At 42.6% G+C, this 13952-nt stretch carries 10 protein-coding genes; 7 read left to right on the forward strand and 3 right to left on the reverse strand.

What is annotated here, in order from left to right; all coding sequences use genetic code 11:
• The first annotated feature begins 333 nt into the window (after window positions 1-333).
• Window positions 334-1080: a sulfite exporter TauE/SafE family protein gene (locus tag A7Q09_RS05255; protein ID WP_134390243.1), complete on the forward strand. Its 747-nt coding sequence runs from the start codon at window positions 334-336 to the stop codon at window positions 1078-1080.
• A gap of 234 nt (window positions 1081-1314) precedes the next feature.
• On the opposite strand, the gene A7Q09_RS05260 is transcribed toward A7Q09_RS05255, so the two are convergent.
• Window positions 1315-2190 carry a phosphoribulokinase gene (locus tag A7Q09_RS05260; protein ID WP_134390244.1) on the reverse strand — a complete coding sequence of 292 codons (876 nt, stop codon included), beginning with the start codon at window positions 2188-2190 and terminating at the stop codon, window positions 1315-1317.
• A 24-nt stretch (window positions 2191-2214) separates the two neighbouring features.
• The gene (locus tag A7Q09_RS05265; protein WP_134390245.1) at window positions 2215-3285 is read right to left on the reverse strand and encodes a class 1 fructose-bisphosphatase; all 1071 of its coding nucleotides are present in this window, start codon (window positions 3283-3285) and stop codon (window positions 2215-2217) included.
• 327 nt (window positions 3286-3612) lie between these two features.
• Between A7Q09_RS05265 and A7Q09_RS05270 the strand changes: the two genes are divergently transcribed.
• From A7Q09_RS05270 to A7Q09_RS05280, 3 genes are all read left to right on the forward strand, one after another.
• Window positions 3613-5220 carry a TolC family protein gene (locus A7Q09_RS05270; RefSeq protein WP_134390246.1) on the forward strand — a complete coding sequence of 536 codons (1608 nt, stop codon included), beginning with the start codon at window positions 3613-3615 and terminating at the stop codon, window positions 5218-5220.
• Window position 5221: 1 nt separating this feature from the next.
• The gene (locus tag A7Q09_RS05275; RefSeq protein ID WP_134390247.1) at window positions 5222-8473 is read left to right on the forward strand and encodes an efflux RND transporter permease subunit; all 3252 of its coding nucleotides are present in this window, start codon (window positions 5222-5224) and stop codon (window positions 8471-8473) included.
• 97 nt (window positions 8474-8570) lie between these two features.
• Window positions 8571-8786, forward strand: a complete 216-nt coding sequence (locus tag A7Q09_RS05280) for a DUF2892 domain-containing protein (protein WP_039721025.1) — start codon at window positions 8571-8573, stop codon at window positions 8784-8786.
• Between the two features lie 176 nt (window positions 8787-8962).
• Here the strand turns inward: A7Q09_RS05280 and proS are convergent, their stop codons facing one another.
• Window positions 8963-10486 (reverse strand): proline--tRNA ligase, encoded by a 1524-nt coding sequence (proS, locus tag A7Q09_RS05285; RefSeq protein WP_134390248.1) that lies wholly within the window; start codon window positions 10484-10486, stop codon window positions 8963-8965.
• A 182-nt stretch (window positions 10487-10668) separates the two neighbouring features.
• Between proS and gatC the strand changes: the two genes are divergently transcribed.
• From gatC to gatB, 3 genes are all read left to right on the forward strand, one after another.
• The gene (gatC, locus tag A7Q09_RS05290) at window positions 10669-10956 is read left to right on the forward strand and encodes an Asp-tRNA(Asn)/Glu-tRNA(Gln) amidotransferase subunit GatC (RefSeq protein ID WP_134390249.1); all 288 of its coding nucleotides are present in this window, start codon (window positions 10669-10671) and stop codon (window positions 10954-10956) included.
• The gene (gene gatA, locus A7Q09_RS05295; RefSeq protein WP_134390250.1) at window positions 10953-12404 is read left to right on the forward strand and encodes an Asp-tRNA(Asn)/Glu-tRNA(Gln) amidotransferase subunit GatA; all 1452 of its coding nucleotides are present in this window, start codon (window positions 10953-10955) and stop codon (window positions 12402-12404) included. Before gatC ends, gatA begins: the two co-directional genes overlap by 4 nt.
• Window positions 12405-12465: 61 nt before the next feature.
• Window positions 12466-13923, forward strand: coding sequence for an Asp-tRNA(Asn)/Glu-tRNA(Gln) amidotransferase subunit GatB (gene gatB / locus A7Q09_RS05300; protein ID WP_134390251.1), 1458 nt, complete (start codon window positions 12466-12468; stop codon window positions 13921-13923).
• Window positions 13924-13952 lie beyond the last annotated feature (29 nt).

The following is a 13952-nucleotide window of genomic DNA, read 5'->3' on the forward strand; positions in this document are numbered from 1 at the left end:
ATTCTGTACTATTTTATCCCCTATTGTCTCCTAGCTAAGATATTCTGACATATTCCATGGAACTGATAAAGAAAGAATAGACAACAAAAAGACAATGAGGGAGCTGCTCTTAGAGATGCGGTTGCAGGAAGCTTCAGCGGGAACAGAACTTATAGCCAGATTTTTATAGATTGATTGATGTTTTTTCGTTTTATTGTTTTGAACGGAATGCTCCTCCTTTGATCTAACTAAAAAACCTTTGCTGTAGAATAAGCTATTTAAAGAACCTCCATTAAAGAATTGCCAGAAGAGAAAAAGAATATTATATCACATTCACTATAGAGATAATAGAGAATGAAATTTTATCTTATAGGTTTTTTTGTTGCCTTTTTAATTGGATTGACTGGGGTCGGAGGGGGAACGATAACCGTGCCTCTGCTTATCCTTCTGGGGATAGAGCCTACCATAGCTATTGGAATTTCTCTTGGATTTTCTGCGTTGATTAAGATCCCAAGCTCCATGATTTACTTTTTTAAGGGGCATATCGATAAGAAAACATTATTTTATCTTTCCCTTGGTGGAATTCCCGGCGTTGTGCTTGGATCTTTGATTTTACGGAAAATTTATCAGCAGGATCATCTTAAATCGATTATGCTTCTGCTCATTGGAGTTATCATTGTAATCTCTTCCCTCGTTAACTTGTGGCATACGATAAAGGATTACAGACCAACGACAAACAAGTATACGCTATTACTGCCTTTCTGTGCTTTTTTAATTGGTTTTGAAGTAGGCACTTTTTCTTCTGGAGCCGGTGCGCTTGGAACACTCCTGCTCTTAAGCTTGACGACCTTAAGCCCCAGTGATGTTGTGGGGACAGACATCGCCTTTGGACTTATTCTTTCCTTGATCGGAGGTGGTATCCATCTATTTCAAGGACTAAGCGACTCGAGTATCATCTTCAAAATGGTTATGGGAGGCATTTTTGGTGCTATCGGCGGGGCTTATGCCTGCATGATTTTCCCTAAAAAACCAGCACGCATCTTTCTCCTTATTTGGCTCATTTTCATTGGTGCTATGCTCTTTTATAGATCGCTTCGCTAACTCTGCTTTCTTTTCTTCCTAAACCAATGGGGAATGTCTTCTGGGCTAAGAGCCAGTTTTTGTTCCTGTAACATATAGTAGCCTCTGAGCTTAATTCTCACCGAAGGCCACCAGTTTAGCTTGCCTGATTGCTCAGCTTGCCAAGAGTAAGGGCACAGCTTAATAAGCAAGTCTCAAGCCGCTTCCTTAAAAGTACCACGCTTAGGCCCTGCCACAAGCTCTAGGGAATAAAGTTTATGAACTAAGCTTTTTCCTATGCATCAGCTGCCAGATCATCGGGGTAAATATCAACTCAATAGCCAGAGGCATTTTCGATCCTGGGCATACGATGGTATTAGGCCTCGACATAAAGGAATCCTTCAGCATGGATAATAGGTAGGGAAAATCAATTCCTTTGGGGTTTCGAAAACGAATGACAAGCATGCTCTCATCCGGAGAAGGAATGTCACGAGCTATAAAAGGATTCGAAGTATCCACAATCGGCACCCTTTGAAAATTCACAGCCGTATGGGAAAACTGTGGACAGATATAGTTCACATAATCAGGCATTCTCCGCAATATCGTATGTACGATATCTTCATGCGCATAGCCTCTTTCTTTCTTATCCCGATGCATTTTCTGTATCCACTCTAGATTGATAATGGGCACAATCCCAATGGGAAGATCCGTGTATTGGACGATGTTGACTTTATCGGTAACCAGTGCGCCATGCAGTCCTTCATAGAACAGCAAGTCAGTTCCCTCTGGAATCTCTTCCCATGGAGTAAAAGTACCTGGTTTTTGGCCATATGGGGCCGCTTCTTCTTCATTATGTAAGTATTTTCGGTATTTGCCTCTACCTGTTTGGCCATACTCTCTAAAAAGAGCTTCTAGCTCTTCAAAAAGATTGGCCTCCGGTCCAAAATGGCTGAAATGGGGATTTCCCTTCTTTTCCATTTCTTCCATTTTGGCGCGCATTTCCTGCCGGTCATACCTGTGAAAAGCATCGCCTTCAATGATAAAAGCATTAATCTTTTCCCTCCGGAAAATATGCTGAAAAGCAACTTTTACGGTAGAAGTACCAGCTCCAGAAGAGCCTGTAATGGAGATGATAGGATGTTTAGAAGACATAGAGCTAATTACTATCCATTCTGGTTAATCAGTTCGAAAAAGGGATCTGGTAGAAAAAAGTGGAGAATCAAATTCGGTTAGTTTGCCGCTATCATAATCATAGTGATACTGGTTGAGCCGCTCGACCTCTTCTTTTGATCCAAGAATGACAGGGATCCTTTGATGTAGGCTTTGAGGTACAATGTCTAGAATACACTCTCTCCCTGTAGAGATCATTCCACCGGCTTGTTCGACAATGAAACCCATTGGATTAGCCTCATAGAGAAGACGGAGTCTGCCTGGCTTAGAAAGGTCTTTTGTATCCCTTGGATACATAAAAAGACCGCCGCGGATAAGGATTCTATAGACTTCGGCCACCATAGAAGCAATCCAACGCATGTTAAAATCCTTTCCTCTTGGGCCAGTCTTTCCTTTAATACACTCCTCGACATATCTTTTAACGGGAGGCTCCCAAAATCTTTCATTCGAAGCATTGATAGCAAATTCCTTTGTCGATTGAACAATACGCATATTCGGATGGGTTAAAGTGAAAATGCCCACCTCTCGATCAAGGGTAAATCCATGGACTCCGTTGCCAACCGTCAAAATAAGCATGACCGTTGGGCCATAGAGGGTAAACCCAGCTGCCACCTGCTCTCTGCCAGGTCTTAGGAAATGATGCTCTTTCAACGGCTCCTTATCAGCTGGCCCTTTTAAAATAGAGAAAATAGACCCAACGGTTAAATTCAAATCCAAATTGGAAGAACCATCTAGTGGGTCGAAAATAAGAAGATATTTTCCTTTTTTATGTTCAGGAGGAATAATGTAGGGCTGTTCCATTTCTTCAGAAACCATACCTTGTAGCTGATCTCCCTCCTGACATATTTTTAAGAAAATGTCGTTGGCAATGACATCCAAAGGTTTCTGCTCTTCACCCTGGACATTGACCGATACATTGACTTCCATGGTGTTGAGCCTGCCTCTAGAGACAGCCGCAGCCACATATTTGCAAGCACTTTCAATATCATTGATCAACGAAGCTAGTTCTGGATCAATGGCACCTTCTTTCCGCTGTTCTAACAAAAATTTACTCAACGTGACTCTGTGATAACTCATAGCCAATTTGCTTCTATTTAAATAATTTGCACTTATGCTTACAAAGAAATACCCCTTCTTTCAATAAAAAAGAAGACTCCTTTTTTATTAATTTTCTCTCTTTAAAACGATCTGGCTAGAAAAAAATTGAAGAGCAACAAATTCTTCTTATTATCTCTTGTCATTACATATTGGTATCTTTTATGATCGTACCCAAAAGAATAAAATCTTTCTTGGATCAGAAAGGCAAAAAGATAAAAACCGATATTTTTTAGCTGTAAAATTCGCTTCAAAGAGCTCTTTATATAGAGATAATGCAATAAAAAATCATTGGGCTAGGACCAGAACATGGCCAAAAAATTTGTTTTAATTTTTGCTTTTCTTTTCTTCTTATGGTTAACGGACCGGGGGATTGGCCAAGGAGAATCGGCTCATAATTTGAAAGAGACCGAAAAAAGCACTCCCGCTCTCCCCGTTTTATCTCCTATCCCATCTAACTCACCAATTGCGCAGTCGACTCACTCTTCTAGTCAAGAGTCAACCATCCAACCTCCTGCACCTAACAGTTCTGTTGCTCCTCTAGAAGAGCAGATGGAGATGGCTTATAAGAAAAGCCCCCCAATCCTCTCTTCCCATACCTTTCATGGCAAAGGGGGCAAAGCGGTGTTCATTGCCGTATGGAAGAAGATCCTTGCCCATTATCCAGAACTGAAGAAAAAGCATGCCAAACTCTCTGAAGCTATTGCCCAAAAGGCTCTTGCCGAATCAGGCTATTATCCACGGCTCTATGGGTGGGCTGATTCGCTTACTTCTGATAATCCAATCCTTGGTTTTATGATGCATTTAACCGAAAGAAATTTCACAGCTCAAGATTTCAACATCCACAATTTGAATCATCCAGGCACTGTTTCTAACCAAAATGCAGGCTTGCTGGCGATTTTTCCGATATTCGATGCCATGCAAACTATTGATTCAGTGAAGGCAGCGAAGGATGCTATAAAAGCCAGAGAAGAAGAAGAAAGATACACCCGGATGGAAGCCTCTCTACTGTCCATCGATGCCTGGATTGGTCTTTTATTTGCCGATGCCGAACTATTCAAAGCAATGTCGCAGCTGGAAGCCTCTAAAACAGATCTCAATGAAGCGTTGCAACTGATGGAACAGGGACTAGTGCTTGGAGCAGACTTTTTCATGGGAAGATCCCTTGCAGCCTCCATTGAGCAGTCCAAAAATGGCTATTTGGCCAGAAAAAAAGTGGCGCTCGTTACCCTGAACACCTTGGCGGGCACCCCAGCTGAAGCAGAAATAGCGATTCCTAAAAATCTGCCTCGACCCAAAAAAATTTCAAAGTCCTTGAGTAGTTGGGTACAGGAAGCCATCCTCTATAGAGGTGATCTTGCTGCCTTACGGCATCAAATTCAGGTTCAACGCACGGAAGTAAAACGTGAGAAAGATTCTATTATGCCCAACGTCAACGGCTTTGCTTCGGGCATGCTTGATAGTGATAATTTTACAACCGGTGGCCGAAGCTACACGGTAGGGGTGTTAGGGACCATGGCCCTCTTCGATCCCTCTAGAGATCCAAAAATAAAAAGAGCCAAAGCTGAAGAAGAGCAGCTGATCCATGAAGAAAGCCTGTTAAAAGACAACATTCAAACCAAATTAGCTCAAGCCATAACCGATTTAGAAACAGCTTATAGGGATTCTGAAATCCTTTATCATTCGATGAATGACGCCATGCAGGCTATTGTTATGACAAGAGACTTATACCGGGAGGGAAGGAAAACAATTGCCGATCTTATCCAAGCCCGCACCTATGGTTTACAAGTAGAAATCAGTTATCTTGAAAGCGTTGCCCGCTACGAGTCCTCAAAAGCCAAGCTCTTTTTTCTTTCTGGCCAACTGGATGATTACCAAGTCCAAAACTTAGCGAACGAATTGGGAGGAGAAGAATAAAATGGCAGAAACTGAAATCGTTCACCACTCAGGGAATTGGGCGGGCCGATTCATTAAATTTTTTGCCCATTCGAAAATAACTCCCCTATTAATATTAGCATCTATTCTTTTAGGAAGTTTTGCGCTCTATCAACTGCCTAGGGAAGAAGAACCGCAAATCATCGTGCCTATTTTCGACGTTTTCGTCTCAATGCCTGGAGCCAGCCCTCAGGAAGTGGAAAAAAGAATTGTTACCAATGGAGAAAGGATATTTTGGCAAATTTCTGGAGTCGAATACGTCTATTCTACAGCGGCTCCTAATGGTGCTCTCTTCATCGTTAGGTTCAAGGTAGGCGAAGATATGGAAAAGAGTTTAATCAAGCTCTATACCAAAATTTATTCTAACCTTGACTACCTGCCTCCGGGGGCTTCCACTCCATTGATTAAAACAAGGTCTATAGACGACGTGCCTATCCTTGCCTTAACCTTCTATAGCCTCAAGCGTTCTCCTATTGAATTAAGAAAAATCGTAGCCAATCTCAGAGACAGCATCAATCATCTAGCCGATGTCTCCGAAACAACAATAATTGGAGGAAGGAAAAGACAATTCCAAATCTTTTTTGATCCTGCTAAAATTGCTAAAAGACTGCTTTCTCCTCAGGAAATTTTCAATCTCGTCCTTCAAACCAATGTCCGAATGCCTTCAGGGCACATCGAAACCGAACCGAAGCTCATCGATGTGGAACCAAATTCCTTTATTCTCTCTAAAGAAGATTTAGAAAATCTTGTCGTGGGCGTTAGCCAAGGACAAGTCGTTTATTTAAAAGATGTCGCGAACATCGTGGATGGGCCTGATCAAGAAGAAAAAGAGGTCAGTCTCCTCCCTGGTCCTGCTTGGGATGAAAAAGAGAAGCTTTCTGGAGAAGTTCCCGCCGTCACCCTTTCTCTAGCAAAAAGAAAGGGATCCAATGCTACCTTTTTGGCTAATAAAATCCTAAGCACGATCAAAGAACTACAAGGCAAAATTCTTCCTGAGGATGTCCATTATGTCATAACAAGGAATTACGGAGAAACGGCAGCCGATAAATCCAACGAACTTCTCAAGCACATGGGCATAGCCATTGTTGGAGTTAGTATCCTCATTTGGTTTGCCCTTGGGTTTAGAGCTGCACTGGTCGTCATCATTGCTATTCCAACAACGCTGGCTTTAACCTTATTAACTTTCCATTTATTCGGTTTTACAATCAACCGGGTCACCCTCTTTGCCCTTATTTTTACTATCGGAATCCTCGTCGATGATCCTATTGTCGGTATCGAAAATATCGTTCGTCATATCCACTTAGCTACTAACAGAGGCAAAGAACTACTCGATATTGTTGTGGGTGCTATGGAAGAAATTGTCAGCCCTCTTATTTTAGCCACCATGGCAGTGATCGCAGCCATTTTGCCTATGGCCTTTGTTGGAGGACTAATGGGGCCTTATATGCGACCAATCCCAATAGGAGCAAGTGCCGCAATGATCTTCTCTATGCTGGTCTCTCTCTCTGTGACGCCATGGGCAGCACACCTTTTGCTCAAAAACATAAAAGAAGCTAAAGATAAAGGAGAAGATCTGTTGACGCGAATCTACCGTACTATCATGAGCCCCCTTATCTACAACGGCTTTATTCGCTTTCTTTTCCTTCTTTTACTTCTTGCTCTCCTTCTTGGCTCTATCGCTCTTATTCCTTTAAAAGTCGTTCGGGCTAAAATGCTTCCTTTCGACAATAAAAACGAATTTCAGATTATTCTCAACATGCCCGAAGGAACTCCTGTAGAGAAGACAAAGGAAGTACTCGAACAGATGGCGAAAGTTGCCATGAATATTAAAGAAGTCAAAAATGTGGAGATCCAGGCTGGAACCCATTCCCCGTATAATTTCAACGGTCTTGTCCGACATTATTTTCTGCGAGAAAATCCTTATCAAGGCGACCTCCAGGTCAACCTTGTCGATAAACATAAAAGAAAAAGGCAAAGTCATGAGATAGCAGAAAGCATCCGCAAAGAAATTAACGCCATTGCCTGGAAAGAGAAGGCGCACGCTCAGGTTGCTGAAGTGCCTCCTGGTCCTCCTGTTCTGTCGACTCTGGTATTAGAAGTATACGGTCCAGACTTTAAAGAACGAAGAGCTTTAGCACTCAAGCTAGAACAGCTCTTTAGAGATACAACCGGCATTACTGATATTGCCACTTATGAAGAAGCCGATCGTCCTTTAGAAAAGCTAGATATAGACATTGTGAAATCTTCGCTCAACGGTATTTCTTCAGAATTAATTGCTCAGTCCATCACGACCGCCTTGCATGGCTCCAGTCCCGGATTAGCTCACTTACAGGACGAACCCGAGCCAGTCGATATCATTGTCCGGCTGCCGAAAGAAGACCGATCCACAGACCATCCTTTCCTTTCCATTTCCCTGCTTTCCAGGTTCATGCGATTGATCCCAATCGACCATTTAGTCACCAAAGTGATGGGCTATCAAAATCTTTCCATCTACCACAAAAACCTGATGCCTGTTTCTTATGTCCTTGCTGATGTCACCAACGAAGTAGGCAGCCCGGTTTATGCAATCATCGACTTTCAAAGGAAGCTAGAAAAAATTACAGGACCGGATGGCAAACCTTTGGAAATTCTTTTTACCCATCAACCTATCAATCCCCTTGCTTGGGGAGTAAAATGGGACGGGGAATGGCAGGTGACCTATGAAGTATTTAGAGACCTTGGCACTGCTTTCGCTATTGTTTTAGTCCTCATTTTCATTCTTGTTGTGGGTTGGTTTCAGTCTTTTAAAACACCTTGGGCTGTTATGCTGCCCATTCCCCTCTCGCTTGTTGGCATCCTGCCTGCTCATTGGCTTACCGGCATGTTTTTTACTGCTACCTCGATGATTGGTATGATTGCGGGGGCTGGAATCGTCGTTAGAAACGCCATTATCCTTGTTGACTTTATAGATCTGCGGCTGGCTCATGGTGATAAGCTAGAAGAGGCGGTCATCGAAGCTGGAGCAGTGCGTTTTAGACCCATGCTTTTAACCGCCTCCTCCGTGATCGTTGGCAGCTCGGTCATTCTGTTTGATCCCATATTCCAAGGAATGGCCTTATCCTTGATGGCTGGAGAAATTGCTTCCACCCTTCTCTCTAGAACAGCTGTCCCGGTATTCTATTACCTCATTATGAAAAAGCACAATGGTGGAGAAAAAGAACAGCCTTTGTCCAGACCGGCCGAAGCTAAAGCCTAGCCAAAGCACAATCAAATCTGTAAATCTGTCAGTTCATGTAATATCCAGTTGCATTTTCTTTTGATTCTCGCTATTGTTTTTATTAAAGGAGGCTACAATGAGTGTCGAAAGAAAAGTTAGAGCCTTAGCTGGAAGTCTTGTGATTATCAGTTTATTGCTTTCTTTAGTGAGCAAGTGGTGGCTTCTGCTTACTGCTTTTGTTGGCTTGAATTTGTTTCAATCAGCTTTTAGCGGATTTTGCCCCGCAGAAATGGTCTTGAAGAAGCTAGAAGAAAAGAAGGCTACCACTTCTCATAAAGAAGCCCATTCTTAAAGAGAAAAGCCATGGCATTTTCCCTTTTCGAAGGGAAAGTGTCATGTATTTAATTCTAATCGGTAGGAGAGAAGTTGAATAAATAAGAAAAGGGGAGGAGTTGGGTCTTTTTCATCTTATTAAGAAAAAGGGGGCATCTACAAGCAATGATGCTTGTTTTTTAGAAAGCAAAACTCCTAATAGGCTTTTGCAAAAAGGACTCGTCCCTTGCTTGGACGCCCAGAAAAAGGGCAGATTCCTGGAGTGTTCTGGGGATCCCAAGGAATGCATCTAATGGTGATTTTAAGATCTTCCTTGAGCTTTTCTTCTGTTTCCCTTGATCCATCCCAATGCGCATAAGCAAATCCTCCGGATAGCTCGTTCCCCTTGGAATCTTTGGAAGCAAAAAATTCATAAAATTCTTCTTTGGTGTCTATTAGCCTAGTATTTTGCTTTAGAAAATTCTCAGCTCTAGCATAAATTGCCTCTTGAATTTCAGAAAGCAGTTGAGGCAGCTTTTCCAGAAACACATGAGCGGGTAGCTGCTCCTTTTCTTTTACCCCTTTATCCCTTCTCTTTACGGTAATTAACCCAGAGGAGACTTCCTGGGAACCTATTTCTATCCGTAGGGGCACTCCTTTCTTAATCCACTCCCAGGATTTTACCCCTCCGCCAATCTCTCTTTTGTCTATTTCGACTCTTATGGGTTCAGCAGCAAAACTCAATTTTTTTATTTCCTCTGCAAGGAAGCTGACAATATCCAACACCTTTGTCTTTTCCTCTTCCTTTTTAAACAGCGGCAGAATAACCACTTGAATGGGAGAAACAGTTGGTGGGAGCACCAACCCATTATCGTCTCCATGCGCCATAATCAATGTCCCAATAAGCCTGGTGCTTACTCCCCAGCTCGATGTCCACGCAAACTCCATTTTCCCCTGACTATCAAGAAACCGAATGTTGTTGGCTTTCGAAAAGTTTTGCCCAAGAAAATGGGAAGTGCCGACTTGTACCGCCTTTCTGTCTTGTACTAAAGCTTCCAGAGTAAAGGTATTGTCAGCCCCAGGAAATCTTTCACTTTCTGGTTTCTCTCCTGTAATCACAGGTAAAGCTAAATAAGCTCGCATAAACTCTTCATAGAGCTTCAGAATAAAAAGGGCTTCTTCTTTTGCTTCTTCTCTAGTCGCATGCGCCGTATGTCCTTCTTGCCAAAGAAATTCAGTGGTTCTTAAAAAAATCCTCGGCCGCATTTCCCACCGAACCACATTAGCCCATTGGTTGATGAGTAAAGGAAGATCCCGGTAGGATTGGATCCATCTTGAAAAGGCAGCCCCTATAATAGTCTCTGAAGTCGGCCTAATGACCAATGGCTCTGTCAGGGGGGAAGCAGGATGAAGTTTGCCATCTGGGCCTTTCTCCAACCGGTGATGAGTCACTACAGCACATTCTTTTGCAAAGCCTTCCACATGTTCAGCTTCTCTTTGAATGTATTCCAGTGGAATAAAAAGGGGAAAATACACATTTTTATGACCCGTCGCTTTGATCCGCTGATCTAACTCTTTTTGAATTCTTTCCCATAGGGCATAACCCCATGGTTTTATAATCATGCACCCGCGCACTTCAGAATTTTCTGCAAGCTCAGCCGCCAAAACAACCTGTTGATACCACTCAGGAAAATCCTCGTTTCGAGTAGGAGAAATGGCAAACTCTTTTCTTAAATTCATCGTTGCTCTATGTTAGTTGTTTATCAATAGCTTTCTATTATCCAGCCCAGCATCCTTTAGTAAAGGGAAAGATAGAGCCAAAACATGAAGGAAACTTATGCGAAAGCAATAGAAGGATCAAGAATTGGATAGTAAATTTTTCCTACTTGCATCAGCGCTCTTTATTCTTTACTTCATAGAAAATGGAAAAGCCATCGATAGATATTCAGTATGTTGCCGACCTAGCAAGAATATCTCTTAATGAGGAAGAAAAGAAAATGTTTGGCGAGCAATTTGCCTCCATTCTTGGCTACATTGAAAAGCTCAAAGAGGTAAAAATTGACGATGTGGTATTGAAAGGAGAAGAAGAAGGTTTTAAAAATAATCTTCGAGAAGATCTGCCTCAAGATGGCCTAGCCACAGAGGATGTTTTACGCAATGCTCCTCATCATGCCAATAACCTTTTTATTGTACCAAAGATAATCGAGTGAACTTATTCGAATACACCATCTCAGAACTCCGCAGGCTTCTTGTTCGAAAAGAACTTAGTCCCACTGAACTCACCGAAGCGCTGTTCTCAAGAATAGCTGAGGTGGAACCTAAGATCAATGCCTACAATTATATTAACCATGAAAGAGCCATTGAAAGAGCAAAAACCGTCAACGTCGATCTCCCATTAGGTGGCATTCCTATTGCCATTAAAGATAATATCAACGTAAGAGCTGAACCATGCCGGTGTGCTTCTAAAATTTTGGAAGGCTACCTCTCCCCTTATAATGCAACCGTCATTGAGAAACTAATAAAAGCGGGTGCTATCCTAGTGGGGAGAACGAACATGGACGAATTTGCCATGGGCTCTTCCACTGAAAATTCTGCTACGGGGCTAACCAAAAATCCTTGGGATTTGCAAAGGGTCCCTGGAGGTAGTAGTGGCGGTTCTGCGGCAGCCGTTGCTTCTCACGAAGCCTTTTGTGCCCTAGGATCTGATACGGGTGGATCGATACGCCAACCCGCCTCTTTTTGCGGCTGCGTGGGACTAAAACCCACCTATGGCCGAGTCTCACGCTATGGCCTGACCGCCTTTGCTTCTAGTCTAGACCAGATAGGTCCCTTAACCAAAACGGTCGAAGACGCAGCGCTTTTACTAGAAGTAATCTCAGGCTTTGATCCTAATGATAACACTTCGGAAAAAATGCCAGTACCTCGTTTTTCTGAGCTCCTAGAGACACTCTCTCTTAAAAATATGGTTCTTGGAGTCCCTAAAGAATACTTTATTGAAGGCATAGATGGGGAGGTTCGAGAGGCAATCAATAAAGCCATTGCTCATTTTGAATCTCTTGGGGCAAAAATCGAAGAAGTTTCCCTGCCACACACTCCCTATGCAGTAGCCACTTATTATATTCTGGCTACTGCCGAAGCCTCCGCTAATCTTGCTAGATTCGATGGCATCCGCTACGGGAGACGATCAAAACATTATGAAGACCTTCTAGATTACTATGGGAAAACACGAGATGAAGGGTTTGGCTCGGAAGTCAAAAGAAGAATTTTGCTTGGAACCTACGTACTAAGCTCTGGCTATTACGATGCTTATTATCTGCGTGCCCTGAAAGTCAAAGAAAAGATCAAGCAAGACTTTTCTTCTGTTTTCAAAAAATGTCAGGCCCTTTTAACGCCTACCTCGCCCTTTTGCGCTTTTCGAATTGGAGAAAAATCCAACGATCCTTTGCAAATGTATCTGGCTGATATATTTACTATTGCTGTGAATCTGGCCGGGATATGTGGACTTTCTATTCCCTGCGGTCAATCCACAGAAGGGCTACCTATTGGATTGCAAATCATTGGCCCAGCTTGGAAAGAGGAAGTTATTCTTGCCCTTGGGCATCTGTATCAAAAATCTACCGGATGGAAGCCACCCATACCGCCCTTAGAAAAAACGTAATTGAATGAATACTCTCTAGAAGGCATTTTACTTTCAAACGAATCGAAAAAACTATTACCTTATGGAATACGAAGCAATCATAGGACTTGAAGTCCATGTCCAGTTAAAAACGCAGACAAAACTTTTTTGTGGCTGCCCCATAGAATATGGAGCCTTACCCAACAGCCGAGTTTGTCCTATCTGCTTGGGACTGCCCGGTGCCCTCCCTTCTCCCAATAAGCAGGCCATCATTCTTACGATTCAAACAGGGCTCATGCTTGGATCAGAAATAGCTCCAAGGGGGAAATTCGACAGAAAAAATTACTTTTATCCTGACATGCCTAAAAATTATCAGATATCGCAATATGATCAGCCTTTATGCAAAGGAGGAGCTGTCCAGTTATACCCCTTGGCTTTTCCTAAAGACGCACAAAAAGATCCACAAGCTCAGTCCCGGAAAAAGATCAGGCTTGTGAGGATTCATCTTGAAGAAGACGTTGGAAAATCTTTCCATTTTGGGGACTACAGCGGAATTGATTTTAACCGGGCAGGAACCCCATTGATGGAAATCGTATCAGAAGCGGATATAAGAAGCCCTGAAGAAGCCTTTGCCTATCTGACAGCCCTTCGCCAAATATTGCGATACGGCAACGTGAGCGACTGTGATATGGAAAAAGGCCAGCTTCGCTGTGATGTGAATGTCAGCGTCAAGCCAATCGGTGAGGAAAAATGGGGAACAAAATGCGAGATAAAAAATCTCAATAGCATCAGCGCGGTTCGAAAGGCTTTAAAGTATGAAATCCAAAGACAAATCCATATTTTAGAACTCGGAGGCGAAATATCACAAGAAACTTTGCGTTGGGATGATCTTAAAGGGCAAACATTCCCTATGCGAACCAAAGAATACGCCCATGATTATAGATATTTTCCAGATCCTGACCTTTTGACCATACTGACTGAAGGAGAACTCATCGAGGAAGCCCAGAAACGAATCCCTGAATTACCGGAAGAAAAAAAACAAAGGCTTTCTCAACACTATGGCCTCACAGAGTATCAAGCCAGTGTGTTGGCTTCGGATCCTCAGCTAGCTGATTTTTTCGAAAAAGCAGCGGCTCAATCAGCAAATAAAGTATCAGTGGCTAATTTTTTAATTAACGATTATCTTGCTGTAGCTTCAGAATCTGAAACAGCCATTCCCATTCCACCGGAATATTTTTCGGAGCTATCCAACCTCGTCGATCAAGGCAAGCTTCACATGAAGCAAGCCAAAGAAATTGTTAAACTAATGGTTACAGAAAAGAAAAGCCCAACCCTTATCGTTCAGGAGAAAGGTTTAGCTCAAATTACCAGTCTGGATACCCTTGATGCGATCTGCAAAGAGGCCATCGAAGCAAATCCTAAAAGTGTTGCTGATTACCGCTCAGGGAAAACCGCAGCCATTAATGCCATCAAAGGCTACGTCATGAAAAAGACAAAAGGACAAGCCAATCCGAAAATTGTCCATGAACTTTTGGAAAAGAAATTACATGAATTAGGCTGATTGCTTTGATCAAGATTTGGTTTTTCAAA

Origin of the sequence: Methylacidiphilum sp. Yel (assembly GCF_004421185.1) — a bacterium.
GTDB lineage: Bacteria > Verrucomicrobiota > Verrucomicrobiia > Methylacidiphilales > Methylacidiphilaceae > Methylacidiphilum.

Bases quoted from the DNA above. Each gene is read 5' to 3' on its own strand.
- A7Q09_RS05280 (WP_039721025.1), top strand. From the start codon at position 8,571: ATGAGTGTCGAAAGAAAAGTTAGAGCCTTAGCTGGAAGTCTTGTGATT.
- A7Q09_RS05265 (WP_134390245.1), bottom strand. From the start codon at position 3,285: ATGAGTTATCACAGAGTCACGTTGAGTAAATTTTTGTTAGAACAGCGG.
- A7Q09_RS05255 (WP_134390243.1), top strand. From the start codon at position 334: ATGAAATTTTATCTTATAGGTTTTTTTGTTGCCTTTTTAATTGGATTG.
- gatC (WP_134390249.1), top strand. From the start codon at position 10,669: ATGGAAAAGCCATCGATAGATATTCAGTATGTTGCCGACCTAGCAAGA.
- gatB (WP_134390251.1), top strand. From the start codon at position 12,466: ATGGAATACGAAGCAATCATAGGACTTGAAGTCCATGTCCAGTTAAAA.
- proS (WP_134390248.1), bottom strand. From the start codon at position 10,486: ATGAATTTAAGAAAAGAGTTTGCCATTTCTCCTACTCGAAACGAGGAT.
- A7Q09_RS05260 (WP_134390244.1), bottom strand. From the start codon at position 2,190: ATGTCTTCTAAACATCCTATCATCTCCATTACAGGCTCTTCTGGAGCT.
- A7Q09_RS05275 (WP_134390247.1), top strand. From the start codon at position 5,222: ATGGCAGAAACTGAAATCGTTCACCACTCAGGGAATTGGGCGGGCCGA.
- A7Q09_RS05270 (WP_134390246.1), top strand. From the start codon at position 3,613: ATGGCCAAAAAATTTGTTTTAATTTTTGCTTTTCTTTTCTTCTTATGG.